At 52.8% G+C, this 18808-nt stretch carries 20 protein-coding genes and 1 tRNA gene; 5 read left to right on the top strand and 16 right to left on the bottom strand.

Annotation, left to right across the window (positions count from 1 at the left end; all coding sequences use genetic code 11):
• Positions 1-129: 129 nt before the first annotated feature.
• Positions 130-1473 carry an argininosuccinate synthase gene (gene argG, locus NA986_RS06950; RefSeq protein ID WP_000207646.1) on the top strand — a complete coding sequence of 448 codons (1344 nt, stop codon included), beginning with the start codon at positions 130-132 and terminating at the stop codon, positions 1471-1473.
• An 86-nt stretch (positions 1474-1559) separates the two neighbouring features.
• Here argG and NA986_RS06945 read toward each other — a convergent pair whose 3' ends face one another.
• The 7 genes from NA986_RS06945 to rlmE all read right to left on the bottom strand — a co-directional run bounded on the left by NA986_RS06945 (position 1560) and on the right by rlmE (position 8562).
• Positions 1560-2624, bottom strand: a complete 1065-nt coding sequence (locus NA986_RS06945; protein ID WP_023215717.1) for a YwqG family protein — start codon at positions 2622-2624, stop codon at positions 1560-1562.
• Between the two features lie 335 nt (positions 2625-2959).
• Positions 2960-3046: transfer RNA gene (locus NA986_RS06940), tRNA-Leu, on the bottom strand.
• A 13-nt stretch (positions 3047-3059) separates the two neighbouring features.
• Positions 3060-3392, bottom strand: coding sequence for a preprotein translocase subunit SecG (secG, locus tag NA986_RS06935; protein WP_000272680.1), 333 nt, complete (start codon positions 3390-3392; stop codon positions 3060-3062).
• 222 nt (positions 3393-3614) lie between these two features.
• Positions 3615-4952, bottom strand: a complete 1338-nt coding sequence (gene glmM / locus NA986_RS06930) for a phosphoglucosamine mutase (RefSeq protein ID WP_000071169.1) — start codon at positions 4950-4952, stop codon at positions 3615-3617.
• Positions 4945-5793 carry a dihydropteroate synthase gene (gene folP / locus NA986_RS06925; RefSeq protein WP_000764710.1) on the bottom strand — a complete coding sequence of 283 codons (849 nt, stop codon included), beginning with the start codon at positions 5791-5793 and terminating at the stop codon, positions 4945-4947. Before folP ends, glmM begins: the two co-directional genes overlap by 8 nt.
• Positions 5794-5897: 104 nt before the next feature.
• Positions 5898-7832 (bottom strand): ATP-dependent zinc metalloprotease FtsH, encoded by a 1935-nt coding sequence (gene ftsH / locus NA986_RS06920; RefSeq protein ID WP_001107481.1) that lies wholly within the window; start codon positions 7830-7832, stop codon positions 5898-5900.
• 103 nt (positions 7833-7935) lie between these two features.
• Positions 7936-8562, bottom strand: a complete 627-nt coding sequence (rlmE, locus tag NA986_RS06915; protein WP_000145974.1) for a 23S rRNA (uridine(2552)-2'-O)-methyltransferase RlmE — start codon at positions 8560-8562, stop codon at positions 7936-7938.
• A gap of 126 nt (positions 8563-8688) precedes the next feature.
• On the opposite strand from rlmE, the gene yhbY reads away from it, so the two are divergent.
• Complete coding sequence (gene yhbY, locus NA986_RS06910) at positions 8689-8982, top strand: ribosome assembly RNA-binding protein YhbY (RefSeq protein ID WP_001592995.1); 294 nt, start codon at positions 8689-8691, stop codon at positions 8980-8982.
• Between the two features lie 155 nt (positions 8983-9137).
• On the opposite strand, the gene greA is transcribed toward yhbY, so the two are convergent.
• Complete coding sequence (gene greA, locus NA986_RS06905; protein WP_001148008.1) at positions 9138-9614, bottom strand: transcription elongation factor GreA; 477 nt, start codon at positions 9612-9614, stop codon at positions 9138-9140.
• Between the two features lie 247 nt (positions 9615-9861).
• On the opposite strand from greA, the gene dacB reads away from it, so the two are divergent.
• On the top strand, positions 9862-11295 hold the full coding sequence (dacB, locus tag NA986_RS06900) for a serine-type D-Ala-D-Ala carboxypeptidase (RefSeq protein ID WP_001212675.1): 1434 nt from the start codon (positions 9862-9864) through the stop codon (positions 11293-11295).
• A gap of 130 nt (positions 11296-11425) precedes the next feature.
• On the opposite strand, the gene cgtA is transcribed toward dacB, so the two are convergent.
• The 4 genes from cgtA to rplU form a co-directional block, all read right to left on the bottom strand.
• Positions 11426-12598 carry an Obg family GTPase CgtA gene (gene cgtA / locus NA986_RS06895; protein ID WP_000673556.1) on the bottom strand — a complete coding sequence of 391 codons (1173 nt, stop codon included), beginning with the start codon at positions 12596-12598 and terminating at the stop codon, positions 11426-11428.
• 15 nt (positions 12599-12613) lie between these two features.
• Entirely contained in the window at positions 12614-13579 is a 966-nt protein-coding gene (locus tag NA986_RS06890; protein WP_000813052.1) for a DMT family transporter, read from the bottom strand.
• Between the two features lie 129 nt (positions 13580-13708).
• Positions 13709-13966 carry a 50S ribosomal protein L27 gene (gene rpmA / locus NA986_RS06885; RefSeq protein ID WP_000940593.1) on the bottom strand — a complete coding sequence of 86 codons (258 nt, stop codon included), beginning with the start codon at positions 13964-13966 and terminating at the stop codon, positions 13709-13711.
• 19 nt (positions 13967-13985) lie between these two features.
• Positions 13986-14297, bottom strand: a complete 312-nt coding sequence (rplU, locus tag NA986_RS06880; RefSeq protein WP_000271396.1) for a 50S ribosomal protein L21 — start codon at positions 14295-14297, stop codon at positions 13986-13988.
• Between the two features lie 257 nt (positions 14298-14554).
• On the opposite strand from rplU, the gene ispB reads away from it, so the two are divergent.
• Together ispB and sfsB are read left to right on the top strand one after the other, a co-directional pair.
• Positions 14555-15526, top strand: a complete 972-nt coding sequence (ispB, locus tag NA986_RS06875; RefSeq protein WP_023215718.1) for an octaprenyl diphosphate synthase — start codon at positions 14555-14557, stop codon at positions 15524-15526.
• A gap of 231 nt (positions 15527-15757) precedes the next feature.
• The gene (sfsB, locus tag NA986_RS06870) at positions 15758-16045 is read left to right on the top strand and encodes a DNA-binding transcriptional regulator SfsB (RefSeq protein ID WP_000444167.1); all 288 of its coding nucleotides are present in this window, start codon (positions 15758-15760) and stop codon (positions 16043-16045) included.
• Positions 16046-16103: 58 nt separating this feature from the next.
• On the opposite strand, the gene murA is transcribed toward sfsB, so the two are convergent.
• The 4 genes from murA to mlaC all read right to left on the bottom strand — a co-directional run bounded on the left by murA (position 16104) and on the right by mlaC (position 18790).
• Entirely contained in the window at positions 16104-17363 is a 1260-nt protein-coding gene (gene murA, locus NA986_RS06865) for a UDP-N-acetylglucosamine 1-carboxyvinyltransferase (RefSeq protein WP_000357288.1), read from the bottom strand.
• Positions 17364-17416: 53 nt separating this feature from the next.
• Positions 17417-17671 carry a BolA family iron metabolism protein IbaG gene (gene ibaG, locus NA986_RS06860; protein WP_001518349.1) on the bottom strand — a complete coding sequence of 85 codons (255 nt, stop codon included), beginning with the start codon at positions 17669-17671 and terminating at the stop codon, positions 17417-17419.
• 187 nt (positions 17672-17858) lie between these two features.
• The gene (mlaB, locus tag NA986_RS06855) at positions 17859-18155 is read right to left on the bottom strand and encodes a lipid asymmetry maintenance protein MlaB (RefSeq protein ID WP_000188844.1); all 297 of its coding nucleotides are present in this window, start codon (positions 18153-18155) and stop codon (positions 17859-17861) included.
• Positions 18155-18790: a phospholipid-binding protein MlaC gene (gene mlaC, locus NA986_RS06850; protein WP_000476475.1), complete on the bottom strand. Its 636-nt coding sequence runs from the start codon at positions 18788-18790 to the stop codon at positions 18155-18157. Before mlaC ends, mlaB begins: the two co-directional genes overlap by 1 nt.
• Between the last annotated feature and the right edge of the window lie 18 nt (positions 18791-18808).

Genomic DNA, 18808 nt, shown 5'->3' with positions numbered 1-18808 from the left:
GTAAACCTTCACTAAACGCTTCCTGTCTCTGCTAAAAGATGATTAAATGAAAACTCATTTATTTTGCATAAAAATGCACTAAAGCAGAAACCGATCTCATTATCAGTCAATCAAGCAGGGTTCTATTCTATGACGACGATTCTTAAGCATCTTCCAGCAGGTCAACGTATTGGTATCGCTTTTTCCGGCGGTCTGGACACCAGCGCCGCGCTGCTGTGGATGCGACAAAAAGGAGCTGTCCCATATGCCTATACTGCGAATCTGGGACAACCGGATGAGGATGACTATGACGCCATTCCTCGTCGCGCAATGGAGTATGGCGCAGAGAATGCTCGCCTGATTGATTGCCGCAAGCAGTTGGTTGCAGAAGGGATCGCAGCGATTCAGTGCGGCGCTTTCCATAATACGACTGGCGGACTGACCTATTTCAATACCACGCCGCTGGGCCGTGCCGTAACCGGCACGATGCTGGTCGCCGCGATGAAAGAAGACGGCGTGAATATCTGGGGCGACGGCAGTACCTATAAAGGCAACGATATTGAACGTTTCTATCGTTACGGCCTGCTGACGAATGCTGAATTACAGATTTACAAACCGTGGCTGGATACCGACTTTATCGATGAGCTGGGTGGTCGCCATGAGATGTCTGAATTTATGATTGCCTGCGGTTTCGACTATAAAATGTCCGTTGAAAAAGCCTACTCCACCGACTCCAACATGCTCGGCGCCACGCATGAAGCGAAAGATCTGGAGTTTCTTAACTCCAGCGTCAAGATCGTCAACCCGATTATGGGCGTGAAGTTCTGGGACGAGAGCGTGAAGATCCCGGCAGAAGAGGTGACCGTCCGCTTCGAACAGGGTCACCCTGTTGCCCTGAACGGTAAAACCTTCAGCGATGATGTTGAGATGATGCTGGAAGCAAACCGCATCGGCGGCCGTCACGGCCTGGGCATGAGCGACCAAATTGAAAACCGCATCATTGAAGCAAAAAGCCGCGGTATTTATGAAGCCCCGGGGATGGCGCTGCTGCACATCGCTTACGAGCGTCTGTTGACCGGTATTCACAACGAAGACACCATTGAACAGTATCATTCTCATGGTCGTCAGCTGGGTAAACTGCTGTATCAGGGCCGCTGGTTCGACTCGCAGGCGCTGATGCTGCGTGACGGCCTGCAACGTTGGGTCGCCAGCCAGATTACCGGTGAGGTCACACTCGAGTTGCGTCGCGGCAACGACTACTCCATCCTGAACACCGTGTCCGACAATCTGACCTATAAGGCTGAGCGTCTGACCATGGAGAAAGGCGAGTCCGTATTCTCACCGGACGATCGTATTGGCCAGTTGACCATGCGTAATCTGGACATTACCGATACCCGCGAGAAACTGTTCGGCTACGCGAAAGCGGGTCTGTTAACCGCCTCTTCCGCGACCGGTCTGCCGCAGGTTGAGAATCTGGAAAACAAAGGCAAATAAGCCCGCGTCGTTGATGCAACAGGCCGCGAAAGCGGCCTTTTTTGTGGAACATCACCCCAGGTTGATGCAAATGGCTGATTTGCCGGTTAATCTAACTGGACAACATTTCGCACCCTGTCAAAGCATTGTGCAGCCATGTCTTTTTCAGTCATCATTATATAGTCAATGCCCCCGCCAAAATCCGGCCCAGCGACAGCCAGTAATGCTGTTGTAGAATGAATTTCTTCATCCCAGCTAAAAAGCTGTCGCCACCTTGTATCATTTTGATTCAGTTCATCTTCCACACTACGTTGGAGAGGAATTGTCCACCCTCCCAGAAGATCGCCGGAATAGCAGGCATCAACTCGATACGGGTTATCCTGTTCGTAATCACTTAACGCGTCATACCATGATTCATACGCTTTCTGCTGCGTAACGCTTAATCCCTCGCAGACTGACGGAACACTGATAACGGAAAGAGGTTCCAGGCACTCAACCTGTGTACACAATTGCCATGGTTCACGAAATTCAATCTTATTGTAAAAAGCCAGCAAGTCATCTGGCACAGCTAGCGTGCTTAATGTATCTACCTCAACATCGTGCCAGAAAACAAAGGGCTGCCGATCTTCCCAGGTAACATCGACAAAGAAGCTCAATAACCCCCGCCTGGGAAGCAGTGGATCAAACCCCGGGAGTAACGCCAGGTCACTCAAATTTAGTTGGGCAACGAAAGCAAGCGGAAAATCAACCAACTGATTCTCTATGCGGATGTCAGTTTCGGTTAATAACCGTTGCTGTACTGACCGATACTTCTCCTCATCAAAATCTTCCGCTGGCTGCCCAAGCAGCTTACGCCCTTCATTGAGCAGCTCATAACTCATTTTCATTTCATGAACAAACCTGGCATTTCGCGTTTTTTCAGCTTTCAGCTTTAGTACGCGAGATGTGGCATTAACCGATTTTTTTCGTATAGGCCAGTTTTGTCCTAATGGCCAGTCGGGTAGACCGCCCAACCGCGATACCCCCACCTTTACTGTTTCCATATCCCGCAGACAACGTTTAAATGCAATAGCAGCACGTGCCTGTTGCACGACTTTCTCCTGAATAGCAGAGCTCAAATTGGATGTGCGCAATTCGGCAATCAATCCAGCACGATCGAAAAATAAACTCATTAATCTCTTCCTTAGATATTCGGCTCAGTGCAAAGGAAGATTAGATAAAACTACTTGAGCAAAAGATATGGAGGGGGATAACAGATACAAGCATTTCAGATTATAGCTGAGCAACTACTGGCTTCAATGAACGAAGATGATCTCGTAATCGGTGGAGTGAACCTGACGCAGGGAGATCACCAGAGAGGACATACATGAGTATGTATGTAGGGCTATCTCAACGTATTGACGGGGCCATGCCAGGGACGCGTGTAAGCGTGCTTCAACCTCCTCTCTGAGAGCAGTTTCAACAGACGAAAAAAAAGACGCTTTTCAGCGTCTTTCTTTCGGAATATTGGTACCGAGGACGGGACTTGAACCCGTAAGCCCTATTGGGCACTACCACCTCAAGGTAGCGTGTCTACCAATTCCACCACCTCGGCACGGATACTGCTATTAGCGCGGGATATCGCTGGTCGGCTGGGCCGGTGCAGCAGGTTGAGTCTGCTCGGTCTTCGCCGGCGCGCTCAGATTTTCCCACTCGCTTCCTTTATTGGTTTTGTTGCTATTGATATTACCCAACACCAGACTGATGATGAAGAACAGCGTCGCCAATACCGCCGTCATTCGGGTCATGAAGTTACCAGAACCACTTGAACCAAATAGCGTAGCGGAAGCGCCTGCTCCGAAGGAGGCTCCCATATCAGCGCCTTTACCTTGCTGCAGCATGATCAGACCTACAAGGCCAATTGCCACAATAAGGAAAACAACTAAAAGAGCTTCGTACATAATCAACCTGTTCCTTGCGGAGTTGCCGCGTACCAATGCTTCTACCAATAAAGCGGGATTTTTACTGTTTCCCACTGAAGCGGGTGTGAATACTAACCAAAGCGAATGACCTTCGCAAGGGCAATTTAAGCGCATTGTATCAACTGCGGAAAAAAACAGCAAAAGCGTTGTTTTTTGCGGGCCGTAAGGCGGCAACCGCCGCCTTTTTAGTCACTTAAACGCTTAAACGGCTTTTACCGCATCCGCGATACGATGGGCGAATGCCGTAACCTGCGCTTCATCCTCGCCTTCCACCATCACGCGAATCAACGGTTCGGTACCGGATTTACGTAGCAGTACCCGCCCACGATTGCCGAGCGTGGCTTCTACGTCCGCCGTTACCGCTTTCACCGCTTCATTTTCCAGCGGATCGCCGCTACCGGCGGTGTAACGCACGTTAACCAGAATCTGCGGGAACATTTTCATACCGCTGCACAGATCGTGCAGACTCATATGATTACGCACCATCGCCGCCAGAACTTGTAGCCCCGCTACAATACCGTCGCCAGTGGTCGTTTTATCCAACAGAATAACGTGACCAGAGTTTTCCGCGCCGATGCGCCAGCCTTTTTCCTGCAATTTTTCCAGCACGTAGCGGTCGCCCACTTTCGCCCGGGCAAACGGAATGCCAAGCTGCTTGAGCGCCAGCTCCAGCCCCATATTGCTCATCAGCGTTCCCACCGCGCCGCCGCGCAGCTGCCCCTGGCGCAGCCCTTCGCGCGCGATGATATACATAATCTGATCGCCATCGACTTTATTGCCTTCATGGTCAACCATGATGACCCGGTCGCCGTCGCCGTCAAGCGCGATGCCGAGGTCCGCCTTCTCCGCCAACACGCGCGCCTGCAACGCGCGCACGTCGGTCGCGCCCACTTCTTCGTTAATGTTGACGCCGTTTGGCTCACAGCCGATGGCGATAACGGTCGCGCCCAGCTCGCGCAGCACATTCGGTGCGATATGGTAGGTAGCGCCGTTGGCGCAATCCACAACCACTTTCAGACCGTTGAGGCTCAGTTCGTTCGGGAAGGTGCCTTTACAGAACTCAATATAGCGTCCGGCGGCGTCGACGATGCGGCTCGCTTTCCCCAGCTCGGCGGAGTCTACGCAGGTGATCTCTTTTTCCATTTCGGCTTCGATGGCTTCTTCCACATCGTCAGGCAGTTTCGTACCGTCGATAGAGAAGAATTTAATGCCGTTATCATAGAACGGGTTATGCGAAGCCGAGATAACGATACCCGCCTCCGCGCGGAAAGTCCGCGTCAGATAGGCGACGGCTGGCGTTGGCATAGGCCCGGTAAACGAGGCCGACAGCCCCGCAGCGGCAAGGCCCGCCTCCAGCGCGGACTCCAGCATATAGCCGGAAATACGCGTATCTTTACCGATAATGATTTTACGCGAGCCATGACGCGCCAGCACTTTTCCGGCAGCCCAACCCAGTTTAAGCACGAAATCAGGTGTAATGGGGGCATTGCCTACACGTCCGCGAATCCCATCGGTACCGAAATATTTACGATTACTCATAGCGTTTGTTTTCCTTTGCAGACAGAGTGGCTTCTACCACCCGCATCGCCTCTACGGTTTCTTTGACGTCATGGACGCGAATGATCTGCGCGCCCTGCATCGCGGCAATTACCGCGCACGCAAGGCTGCCGTTCAGACGGTCTGATGGTCCCACGTTAAGTAACTGACCAACCATCGTTTTACGTGACATGCCCACCAGCAGCGGCAGGTTAAAATGATGAAACTCACCCAGTCGCGCCAGTAAGGTATAATTGTGAGAGAGATTTTTACCGAAACCGAATCCGGGGTCGAGCAACAATTTCTCTTTTGCGATGCCGGCCTTCTCACAACGTGCTATTTGCTCAATAAAGTAGCGATTCACCTCGGCAAAGACATCGTCATATTTCGGCGCCTCCTGCATGGTTTTGGGGTTGCCCTGCATGTGCATAAGACTGACCGGCAAGCCGGTTTCCGCTGCCGCTTCCAACGCGCCGGGTTCGGAGAGCGAACGGACATCATTGATAATATGCGCGCCCGCCCTTGCCGCTTCACGGATCACCTCGGGTTTAGAGGTATCCACAGAAATCCACACTTCAAAGCGTTGCGCGATTGCTTCCAGTACCGGAATAACGCGATCCAGCTCTTCTTCCACGCTCACTTCCGCCGCGCCTGGTCGCGTTGATTCCCCCCCCACATCAATAATTGTCGCCCCGGCATTCACCATTAAATTCGCATGTTTCACCGCCTCAATCAGCGTGTTATGCGCGCCGCCGTCGGAGAACGAATCCGGCGTTACGTTCAGAATCCCCATAACATGCGGATGAGTGAGATCGAGCGTGGCGCCCTGAGCGAAGAGTTTCATGGTCAAAATCCCTGTTTTATTTGTGGTGAGTTAAAAAAAGAAAAACCCCGGGGCAAGCCCCAGGGTTTCGGTGAGCGCTAAACATAATGTTGTACAACAAACGCTTATTTGTCGCCCAGCTGCTCTGACATCGTGTTGCCCGGGTTCGGCGTGCGTGGTTCATCAACCGGACGCGGCGCCTGAGGCGTACCATTGCTGTCAGAGTTATTGGTGCCGTTTGGATCTTCCCAGCCCGCAGGCGGACGCACTTCACGACGCGCCATCAGGTCATCAATCTGTGGCGCATCGATGGTTTCATATTTCATCAGCGCATCTTTCATCGCGTGCAGAATATCCATATTGTCAGTCAGGATCTGACGAGCGCGATTGTAGTTACGTTCAATCAGCGCTTTCACTTCCTGGTCGATGATACGCGCAGTTTCATCAGACATATGTTTCGCTTTTGCGACGCTACGGCCGAGGAACACTTCGCCCTCTTCTTCCGCGTACAGCAACGGACCGAGTTTCTCCGAGAAGCCCCACTGGGTGACCATGTTACGCGCCAGGTTAGTCGCGACTTTAATGTCGTTCGACGCGCCGGTAGAAACATGCTCAACGCCGTAGATAATCTCTTCCGCCAGACGGCCGCCGTACAGCGTGCTGATTTGGCTTTCCAGCTTCTGACGGCTGGCGCTGATCGCGTCGCCTTCAGGCAGGAAGAAGGTCACGCCCAGCGCACGACCGCGCGGGATAATCGTCACTTTGTGCACCGGATCGTGTTCCGGCACCAGGCGACCGATAATCGCGTGGCCCGCTTCGTGGTACGCGGTCGACTCTTTCTGCGCTTCCGTCATCACCATGGAGCGACGTTCGGCGCCCATCATGATTTTGTCTTTCGCTTTCTCGAACTCAACCATCGACACTACGCGTTTGTTGCCGCGTGCGGCAAACAGCGCCGCTTCGTTGACCAGGTTCGCCAGGTCCGCACCGGAGAAGCCCGGCGTACCGCGCGCAATGATCGCCGCATCAATATCCGTCGCTAACGGTACGCGACGCATATGCACCTTCAGAATCTGCTCACGACCGCGAACATCCGGCAGGCCTACCACCACCTGACGGTCGAAACGACCAGGACGCAGCAGCGCCGGGTCAAGGACGTCCGGACGGTTAGTTGCGGCGATAACGATGATACCTTCGTTACCTTCGAAGCCGTCCATCTCAACCAGCATCTGGTTCAACGTCTGCTCACGTTCATCGTGACCACCGCCAAGACCTGCGCCACGCTGGCGGCCTACGGCGTCGATTTCATCGATGAAGATAATGCACGGCGCCGCTTTTTTGGCCTGTTCGAACATGTCACGCACACGAGACGCGCCGACACCGACGAACATTTCCACAAAGTCAGAACCGGAAATCGTAAAGAATGGCACCTTCGCTTCACCCGCAATGGCTTTTGCCAGCAGGGTTTTACCGGTACCCGGCGGGCCGACCATCAGGACGCCTTTCGGAATTTTACCGCCCAGCTTCTGGAAACGGCTCGGTTCACGCAGGTATTCAACCAGTTCCGCCACTTCTTCTTTCGCTTCGTCACAGCCCGCGACGTCAGCAAACGTGGTTTTGATCTGATCTTCCGTCAGCATACGCGCCTTGCTCTTACCGAACGACATGGCGCCTTTGCCACCGCCGCCCTGCATCTGACGCATGAAGAAGATCCAGACGCCGATCAGCAACAGCATCGGGAACCAGGAAATGAAGATAGAAGCCAGCAGGCTTGGCTCTTCAGGTGGTTCGCCAACAACCTTGACGTTTTTAGTCAGCAGGTTATCAAGCAGCTTCGGATCATTAATCGGAATGTAAGTCGTGTAACGGTTACTATCTTTCTTGGTAACGTTGATCTCACGTCCGTTGATACGCGCTTCGCGAACCTGGTCCTGATTGACCTCTTGCAGGAAGGTAGAGTAATCCACCTTACGGCCATTAGACTCGCTGGGCCCAAAGCTCTGGAATACTGACATCAGCACAACGGCAATGACCAGCCAGAGTATTAGGTTTTTCGCCATGTCACTCAAGGGATTAACCTCTTATTACAACTGTGTTAAAAACAGCGTCAGGATACTCTATATCCAGTTTCTTTCAAACCTTACGTCTGAAATCTGCCGGTTATCACTTTCGCCCGGTCGCTACAATGTACACTTCACGCGAACGCGCACGCGAAGAGTCCGGCTTACGAACTTTAACCTTCGTAAACAGGGAGCGAATTTCCCTTAGATACTCATCGAAACCTTCGCCCTGGAACACCTTCACTACAAAACTTCCGCCTGGCGCCAGCACATCGCGGCACATCTCTAACGCCAGCTCCACCAGATACATGGCGCGGGGGATATCCACCGCCGGTGTTCCGCTCATGTTTGGTGCCATATCCGACATGACAACTTGTACTTTACTGTCACCCACGCGTTCCAGTAACGCTTTCATGACAAGTTCATCACGAAAATCGCCCTGAAGAAAGTCCACACCAACGATAGGATCCATAGGTAAAAGATCACAAGCGATGATGCGGCCTTTGCCGCCAATCTGCGTGACCACATACTGTGACCAGCCTCCTGGCGCAGCGCCGAGATCGACTACCGTCATTCCCGGCTTAAAAAGTTTGTCACTTTGCTGTATTTCATCAAGTTTAAACCAGGCACGGGAGCGTAGCCCCTTTTTCTGCGCCTGTTGAACATATTTATCGCTAAAGTGTTCCTGAAGCCAGCGGCTTGAGCTGGCAGAACGCTTTTTACCTGTCATTTAACTTTCCCGTCGGGGCAGTTCATCGTAGCCAATGGCGTAAATTTCTACACGCCTATTTGGCGATATAAGGGAGATGGCGGTAGAATGACCCGTTTTCAATCCCAACGTAAGCAAAAATATACGATGAATCTGAGTACTAAACAAAAACAGCACCTAAAAGGTCTGGCACATCCGCTCAAGCCTGTTGTTATGCTTGGCAATAATGGTTTGACCGAAGGGGTACTGGCCGAGATTGAACAAGCGTTAGAGCACCATGAACTTATCAAGGTGAAAATCGCCTCGGAAGATCGCGAAACAAAAACCTTGATCGTGGACGCTATCGTGCGCGAAACCGGCGCCTGTAACGTACAGGTCATCGGTAAAACGCTGGTGCTGTATCGCCCAACTAAAGAGCGTAAAATCTCGCTGCCGCGTTAAGGATATCCTAAAGTCGAACACAAAATCTGTGTAAAACGAGGGGTTTTCCACGAGCAGGAGAGCAAAATGCCACGCTCTCTCCGTTGATAAAAGGCCGCTATGCGGCCTTTTTCCTTTCTTTACAATACACCAACAATTTGCGTATTGAGTACTGCTTAAAGGTATTCCACTTTAAGCACTTCGTATTCCACATCGCCGCCAGGCGTTTTGATCACCACGACGTCATCCTGCTCTTTGCCGATCAGGCCGCGAGCGATTGGCGAGTTTACCGAAATGAGATTTTGCTTAAAATCCGCCTCATCATCGCCAACAATACGATAGGTCTGCTCTTCGTCGGTGTCCAGGTTCAGCACCGTGACGGTAGCGCCGAAAATCACGCGACCATTGTTCGGCATTTTGGTGACGTCAATCACCTGCGCATTCGACAGTTTTGCTTCGATATCTTTAATGCGCCCTTCGCAGAAACCCTGCTGTTCGCGTGCAGCATGATACTCCGCGTTTTCTTTTAAATCGCCATGTTCGCGCGCTTCGGCGATAGCGGCGATGATTTCAGGACGGCGCACAGATTTCAGAAAATCCAGCTCTTCGCGCAGTTTTTCGGCTCCGCGTAAGGTCATCGGAATAGCTTGCATTTGTTATACCTCTTGAACATTCCTGTAGGGGGCAATGAACTCTACCCCGGCTGCTAAGCCAGCCCCGGCATATGCCATACCAGGGTCAGAAGCAAAAAAACACCAACCCGGGCGCGCAGTCCCAGGTCAGCTACAATTTCCTCTTTGATAACCATTTTACCCTGGAGTTCCCTATGGGTCATCGTTTACTTTTTAGGGCGTTGCGCCGTAGTATGACGGCTTGTTTCCAGGGTGTTAGCGCGAGATTATGCGATTTTCCAGATTTATCATCGGATTGACCACCAGTATAGCGTTCAGCGTTCAGGCCGCGAATATTGACGAATACATCAAACAGCTTCCGGCCGGCGCCAACCTCGCGCTGATGGTGCAAAAGATTGGCGCGCCCGCGCCGGCTATTGATTATCATAGTCAGCAGATGGCGCTTCCCGCCAGTACCCAAAAGGTGATTACCGCGCTGGCGGCGCTGATTCAACTCGGCCCGGATTTCCGTTTTACGACCACGCTGGAGACTAAAGGCAACGTCGATAACGGCATCCTGAAAGGTGACTTAATTGCGCGCTTCGGTGGCGATCCAACGCTAAGACGTCAGGATATTCGCAATATGGTCGCGACGCTGAAAAAGTCCGGCGTCACGCAAATCGACGGTAATGTGCTTATCGATACGTCGATTTTCGCCAGCCACGATAAAGCGCCAGGCTGGCCGTGGAACGACCTGACGCAGTGTTTCAGCGCGCCTCCCGCCGCCGCCATTGTTGACCGCAACTGTTTTTCTGTGTCGCTTTATAGCGCGCAAAAACCAAACGATTTAGCCTTTATTCGCGTGGCCTCTTATTATCCGGTAACGATGTTCAGCCAGGTACGGACTCTGCCGCGCGGTTCGGCAGACGCGCAGTATTGCGAGTTGGATGTGGTGCCTGGCGATTTGAACCGTTATACGCTTACCGGCTGTTTACCACAGCGCGCCGACCCGCTGCCGCTGGCCTTTGCTATTCAGGACGGCGCCAGCTACGCGGGCGCGATCCTCAAGCAGGAACTGAAAGAGGCCGGGATAACTTACCGCGGCACGCTGCTGCGCCAGACGCAGGTTAACGAGCCCGGAACGATCGTCGCCAGTAAACAGTCGGCGCCACTGCACGATCTGCTTAAGATTATGCTGAAAAAGTCAGACAACATGATCGCCGATACTGTTTTTCGGATGATTGGTCATGTCAGGTTTAACGTGCCTGGCACCTGGCGGGCGGGATCGGATGCCGTTCGCCAGATCCTACGCCAACAGGCGGGAATTGATATCGGCAATACCATTATTGCCGACGGTTCCGGTCTTTCCCGCCATAACCTGATCGCTCCCGCCACGATGATGCAGGTGCTGCAATATATCGCCCAACACGATAACGAGCTGAACTTTATCTCTATGCTGCCGCTGGCGGGCTATGATGGTTCATTACAATACCGCGCCGGGCTGCATCAGGCGGGCGTAGACGGTAAGGTTTCGGCGAAAACCGGATCACTGCAGGGCGTGTATAATCTGGCGGGCTTTATTACCACCGCAAGCGGACAACGGATGGCATTTGTACAGTATTTGTCCGGCTACGCGGTTCCACCTGCCGATCAGCGTAATCGACGTATTCCGCTGGTACGCTTCGAGAGTCGATTGTACAAGGATATTTATCAGAATAACTGAGTGCATTATTGCCGGATGGCGGCGCTAACTCGTCTTATCCGGCCAACAAAGAACATAATAAAACGGGCCGCAAATGCGGCCCGTTGGCTTTTATAGGCCGGATAAGCGTAAGCGCCATCCGGCTACGAGATTAACGTTTGTAGATGAACTCGACGCCTTCTTCGTCGTCTTCATCCCAGTCGTCATCCCAGTCATCGTCTGCGTCTTCTTCCACTTCAGCCAACTGCTGGCGATGATAATCGTCCCACATGAACTCGACTTTTTCCGGCTGTTTTGCTTCTTCAGCCTGCGCGATCGGATTCTCGATGATAAAGGTCATCACATCCCAGCAGAGATCTTTCACCCCTAGCTGACTGGCAGCGGAAATCAGATAGTATTTCCCTTCCCAGCCCAACGCTTCGGCGATCGCTTTCGCTTTCTCTTCCGCTTCGGTTTTATCCATCAGATCGATCTTGTTGAACACTAACCAGCGCGGTTTAGCCGCCAGATCCTGGCTGTATTTTTCCAGTTCGCCAATAATGATACGGGCGTTTTCCACCGGATCGGAACCGTCGATCGGATCGATATCAATGAGGTGCAGCAGTACGCGGCAACGTTCGAGGTGCTTCAGGAAGCGAATCCCCAGGCCCGCGCCTTCCGCCGCGCCTTCGATCAACCCCGGAATGTCGGCCACCACAAAACTCTTTTCGCTGTCCATACGTACCACGCCCAGGCTCGGCACCAGCGTGGTAAACGGATAGTCCGCGACTTTCGGTTTTGCTGCCGATACCGCGCGAATGAACGTTGATTTACCGGCGTTTGGCATCCCCAGCATCCCGACATCCGCCAGCAGCATCAGTTCCAGCAGCAGGTCGCGCTTATCGCCCGGCGTACCATTGGTTTTCTGGCGCGGCGTACGGTTAACCGAGGATTTAAAACGGGTATTGCCTAGCCCATGCCAGCCGCCCTTCGCGACCAACAGACGCTGACCGTGTTTGGTCATGTCGCCCATCGTTTCACCGGTTCCCTGGTCGATAACGCGCGTACCGACCGGCACTTTGATGGTCACGTCTTTACCGCGTTTACCGGTACAGTCGCGGCTCGCGCCATTCTGACCACGTTCAGCGCGGAACGATTTTTCAAAGCGGTAATCGATCAGCGTATTCAGGTTTTCATCGGCTTCCATCCAGACGTCGCCGCCGTCGCCGCCATCACCGCCGTCCGGGCCGCCTTTCGGGATATATTTTTCGCGGCGGAAGCTCACACAGCCATTACCGCCATCGCCTGCAACGACCAGAATCGATGCTTCATCAACAAACTTCATTTTATTCTCCGTAAATCATTCGCCTGAGCGGGGTTGCGAAACCACCGTTTCATGCTTGCGTAAACCGCCCCAAATACGATGACCAATGGCGGAATACATCGCGCCCGCAACCACGACAAACGCACCGAGATAACCTAAAAGGTTTAACATCGGTCTGGCGAAGAAATCGGGCCAGGCCATAGATAAAAGATCTGAAAACAGCAGGGTAAATAGCGGTGTAAGCGTGATTATCGCGCTCACCTGCGCCGCCTGCCAACGCGCCATCGCTTCCGCCAGGGCGCCATATCCTACCAGCGTATTTAGCCCGCAGAAAATCAAACAGGCGAGCTGCCAGTCGCTCAGTTGCGCTATCACCATCGGTTTTGCCAGCGGCAAGAGCGCTATCGTACATAAAGTGTACAGTAAAAACAGGATCTGCTGCGAGGCCAGACGTCGCAATAATACTTTTTGCGCCACGCCATAGCTCACCCACACCATCGCCGCACCTACGCCAAAAATAACGCCCCAGGTGTAGTCGGTCAGTCGGGTAAAAATCTCGATCAGACTGGTGTTAAAAAACATCACCAGCCCGCTCAATAACATCAGCGCGCCAATCACCTGCGTACCGCGCATCTTTTCTTTCAGAATAAAGACGCTGGCGACCATCATGCCAACCGGCGAGAGCTGGCCGATAACCTGCGACGCGGTTGGGCTTAAATATTGCAGGGAAGAACTGAACAAAATGAAATTACCGAACAGTCCGCAGGTCGCTATCGCCAATAACACCAACCAGCGCGGCTTACGAAAAATACGCAGCGGCGGCAGCTTTCTTTTTACTGCCAGTATCGCCCCGAGGCCAATACTGGCCATTAAGAAGCGGTAGAAGACAATGGTTGAAGGCTCCATCACCTCCAGCACTTGCTTCATTGCTATTGGCAACGCTCCCCAGCACATCGCGGTAGTGAGCGCTAAAAGAATGCCAATGCCTGCCTGCTGCTTCATGCCGTGTTCCCTGCAAAGACCCGTTAACGGCATTCGCACAGCCACACGGGTATATTTTAGTCGGCCATCGAATGTAAAAAGCCCCGCAACAGGTGCGGGGCTTTCATCCGTTACCGGACCACAAAAAACTTACTCAGCAACGATGCTGATGTATTTACGGTTTTTCGGGCCTTTAACTTCGAATTTCACTTTACCGTCTGCTTTAGCAAACAGAGTGTGGTCACGACCGCAACCAACGTTGGTGCCAGCGTGGAATTTAGTACCACGTTGACGAACGATGATGCTGCCTGCCAGAACTGCTTCACCGCCAAAGCGTTTTACGCCCAGACGTTTAGCTTCAGAATCGCGACCGTTACGAGTCGAGCCGCCAGCCTTTTTATGTGCCATTTAATCTGCTCCCCTAATCTTAAGCGCTGATGCCGGTAATTTTCACATCAGTGAACCACTGACGATGGCCCTGCTGCTTACGGTAGTGTTTACGGCGACGAAACTTAACGATTTTAACTTTCTCGCCACGACCGTGGGCAACAACTTCAGCTTTGATTACGCCGCCATCAACGAAAGGAACGCCGATTTTGACTTCTTCACCGTTTGCGATCATCAGAACTTCAGCGAACTCGATAGTTTCGCCAGTTGCGATGTCCAGCTTTTCCAGGCGAACGGTCTGACCTTCGCTTACTCGGTGTTGTTTACCACCACTTTGGAAAACCGCGTACATAAAAAACTCCGCTTCCGCGCACACCTTTCAATGATTCAGAGCGCGCTATAAATATTCACAATAGGGCGCGAATATTACGCAAATTGCACGGCTTTGACAAGTGCTACCATCAATACATGAAGAAAAAAAACACAACGCATACGGTAACGTTTATCTGCGGCGTTTTTTCAGTACAATCAGGGTATATTTCTAACCATAAACCCTACGTTACCTCATTCAGACATGGGATAATCGGGGCGATAAGCCCGGCTTTTGCGATGAATTTAGAAAAAATCAACGAGTTAACCGCGCAAGATATGGCGGGTGTCAATGCGACAATCCTTGAACAGCTTAATTCCGACGTTCAACTGATTAATCAGCTAGGATATTACATTATTAGCGGCGGCGGAAAACGCATTCGTCCGATGATTGCCGTTCTTGCCGCGCGCGCGGTGGGTTATCAGGGTAACGCGCACGTGACTATCGCCGCTCTGATCGAGTTTATCCACACGGCGACGCTGCTACATGATGATGTGGTGGATGAATCTGATATGCGTCGCGGCAAAGCGACGGCAAATGCCGCTTTCGGTAATGCCGCCAGCGTGTTGGTCGGCGACTTTATCTATACCCGCGCCTTCCAGATGATGACCAGCCTCGGCTCGTTAAAAGTGCTGGAAGTGATGTCGGAAGCGGTCAACGTGATTGCAGAAGGTGAAGTGCTGCAATTGATGAACGTGAATGACCCGGACATTACCGAAGAAAATTACATGCGGGTGATTTACAGTAAAACGGCCCGTCTGTTCGAAGCTGCCGCCCAGTGCTCCGGTATTCTCGCTGGTTGTACGCCTGAGCAAGAGAAAGGGTTGCAGGACTATGGCCGCTACCTTGGTACGGCTTTCCAGCTCATTGACGATCTGCTGGATTACAGTGCCGACGGCGAGCATCTCGGTAAAAATGTGGGTGATGACCTCAATGAGGGCAAACCCACCTTACCGTTGCTTCACGCCATGCGCCACGGTACGCCAGAACAGTCAGCGATGATCCGTACCGCTATTGAACAAGGTAATGGCCGTCATCTTCTGGAACCGGTTCTGGAAGCGATGACCACCTGCGGTTCGCTGGAATGGACGCGTCAGCGAGCGGAAGAAGAAGCCGACAAAGCGATATCCGCGTTGCAGATATTGCCGGATACCCTATGGCGTGAGGCGCTAATCGGTCTCGCACACATCGCGGTGCAGCGCGATCGTTAATGCCGTTCTCTTATCCCGCGTACTGCGCGGGATATCCCATTAAGTTCTAATAAACTCCAGATACCCTATCGCCTGTCTTTCACATACTCATCCAGGACTTCCCCTGGCATATTCTGAATATTGCCGCCACTTACATGAACTTTTTAGAACATTCCTTCACGAAGCGTTATAGTATCAAACGTCGTCGGGTTGTTAAAACCGTAAGTGATTAACCTAAGGAGTGATGGATGTATGGAAAGCAAGCTTATTGACTGGCATCCGGCCGATATCATTGCCGGACTACGTAAAAAAGGGACTTCAATGGCCGCTGAGTCACGTCGGAATGGATTGAGTTCATCCACGCTGGCCAATGCATTAACGCGCCCATGGCCGAAAGGAGAGTTGATTATCGCGAAAGCATTGGGAACGGAACCCTGGGTTATTTGGCCATCGCGTTATCACGATCCGCGCACGCATGAGTTTATCGACAGAACGCGGCTTATGAGAGCGCGTAATAAAGACAAACAGAATGTAGAGTAAGTGTCTGTAAAACAACCCCCGCAATCGCGTTCGCGGGGGTTATTCAGCGTACAGAAGGTTATTCGCCTTTCACGCGTTCAATATTCGCGCCTAGCGCGCGCAGTTTGTCTTCGATGCGCTCATAACCGCGATCGATGTGATAAATGCGATCCACAATCGTCGTGCCTTCCGCAATACAGCCCGCCAGCACCAGGCTCGCAGATGCCCGCAGATCTGTCGCCATGACCTGGGCGCCAGAGAGCGTTTCTACGCCATGGCATATGACGGTATTGCTTTCAATTTCCGCACGCGCGCCCATGCGGCTGAGTTCAGGCACGTGCATAAAGCGGTTTTCAAAGACGGTTTCAGTGATAAAGCCCGTCCCTTCCGCCACCAGGTTCAGCAACGTGAACTGCGCCTGCATATCGGTCGGGAATGCCGGGTGCGGCGCGGTACGGACATTGACCGCCTTCGGTCGTTTGCCGTGCATGTCCAGACTAATCCAGTCCTCGCCCACTTCGATATCCGCGCCAGCATCGCGCAGTTTCGCCAGTACCGCGTCCAGAGTGTCCGGTTGCGCGTTACGGCAGAGGATTTTGCCGCGAGAGATCGCTGCCGCCACCAGGAAAGTCCCCGTTTCGATACGATCCGGCAGCACACGATAAACGCCGCCGCCCAGACGCTCTACACCCTCGATCGTAATACGATCGGTGCCCTGCCCGGCGATCTTCGCCCCCAGCGTAACCAGGAAGTTAGCGGTGTCGACAATTTCCGGCTCGCGCGCGGCGTTTTCAATGATGGTCGTCCCTTCCGCCAGCGTAGCGGCGCACATAATGGTGACGGTCGCGCCGACGCTGACCTTATCCATCACGATATGCGCCCCTTTAAGACGCCCTTCGACGGAGGCCTTTACGTAGCCCTCTTCCAGCTTGATGGTCGCACCCAGTTGTTCCAGACCGGTAATATGCAGATCAACCGGACGCGCGCCGATAGTACAGCCCCCCGGCAGAGAGACTTGTCCCTGACCAAAACGGGCAACCAGCGGCCCCAGCGCCCATATCGAGGCGCGCATGGTCTTAACCAGATCATAAGGCGCGCAGAACACGTTCACCTGGCTGGCGTCAATGTGTACCGATCCATTGCGTTCCACTTTCGCGCCTAATTGGCTCAGGAGCTTCATCGACGTATCCACGTCTTTCAGTTTTGGAACGTTTTGGATCTCTACCGGTTCTTCTGCCAGCAGAGCGGCGAACAGGATCGGCAGCGCGGCGTTTTTGGCGCCGGAAATTGTGACTTCGCCCTGGAGCGTCGTTGGCCCCTGTACACGAAATTTATCCATTATTGTATTCTCAGTTAAGCATTCATCTCCGCTACCGGCAGGTTACCCGTAGCTTAAAATCCGTTAAGTTTACGATCGCGCGCCCATTCCGCCGGGGTATATGCTTTGATCGATACGGCATGGATACGGTTGTCCGCAATGTACTCCATTAGCGGCCCATAGACCGTTTGCTGTTTCTTGACCCGGCTCATGCCGTCAAACATCTCGCCCACGGCAATAACCTGAAAGTGACTGCCATCGCCGGAGACGTGGACTTCCTGGAGGGAGAGGGCATTCATCAGCACACTCTGAATTTCATGATTTTCCATGGGTTCTTTATTCGTCAAATAGTGAAAACAGCCCAACATCTTAGAGCAAAGTCGCGCCGTCTTAAATAAGCAAAAGATTACGCTGATAAATCAGCGCGGTAAAAGTGCCGGATGGTGCTGCTAACGCAACTTATCCGGCCTACGGGGATCATGCGAAGTGTAGGCCGGATAAACCATCCGGCATTCATTACATACGGGGAAGTACGTCTTCGGGCAAGTTATATAATTGCGCCAGCGCGTAAACCTTGTCGTTAACGCCAGACAGCGATACGGCATTGCCCTGCTTTTTTGCCTGGTTCACAAGGTGCGCCAGCAGCGCCAGTCCCCCCGTATCCACCCTGGAGATCTGGCTCAGGTCGATACGGGTAACGCCAGTCATCGCTTCTACGCGCGCGTCCCATAGCGGCGCCAACACGTCCTGATCCAGCTCTCCCGCCAGCACCAGAGTGTCCGCCTCACGCGTCCAGGTGAGTTGCGGCGTCATTACTGTTTCTCGTCCAAAGTAATTTTCTGTTGAGAGATAGATTTCAGTTGTGCGGTCAGGCCGTCGATGCCTTTAGTACGCAGCAGATCGCTCCACTCATTTTGCTTGGTGGTGATCATGCTGACACCTTCCGCAATCATGTCATACGCCTGCCAGTTGCCGGTCTGAGTGTTTTTGCGCCACTGGAAATCCAGGCGTACCGGCGGACGACCGTTGGGATCGATAATCGTTACACGGATAGGCACAATGGTCGCATCGCCCAGCGGTTGCTCAGGCGCTATCTGGTAAGTCTGACCGTGGTACATCGCCAACGCCTGACCGTAGGCCTGTTTGAGGTATTCGCGAAACGCGGCAAAATAGGCTTCACGCTGCGCCGGAGTCGCCTCTTTGTAGTAGCGGCCCAACACCAGCGCGCCGGCATATTTTACCTGCACGTACGGCAGAAGTTCCTGATCAACAACGTCTCGCAGGTAATCCGGATTGGCACGAATTTTCGGCTGTTCGTTTTTCAGGCGATCAAAAGTTTTCTGCGCCGCCTCGTTCATCAGTTTATAAGGATTGCTCTGATCCGCTGCCGTTGCTGCGCTTAATGGCGCAATGACCAGCAGGGCCACCATCATCAGTCGTTTAAACATGCCTCAATTCTCCTGAGA

The sequence above is a fragment of the Salmonella sp. NW177 genome (assembly GCF_051811585.1).
Classification (GTDB): domain Bacteria; phylum Pseudomonadota; class Gammaproteobacteria; order Enterobacterales; family Enterobacteriaceae; genus Salmonella; species Salmonella enterica.
Note: the sequence above shows the minus strand (reverse complement) of the source record. Positions and strands in the feature narration are given on the sequence as shown.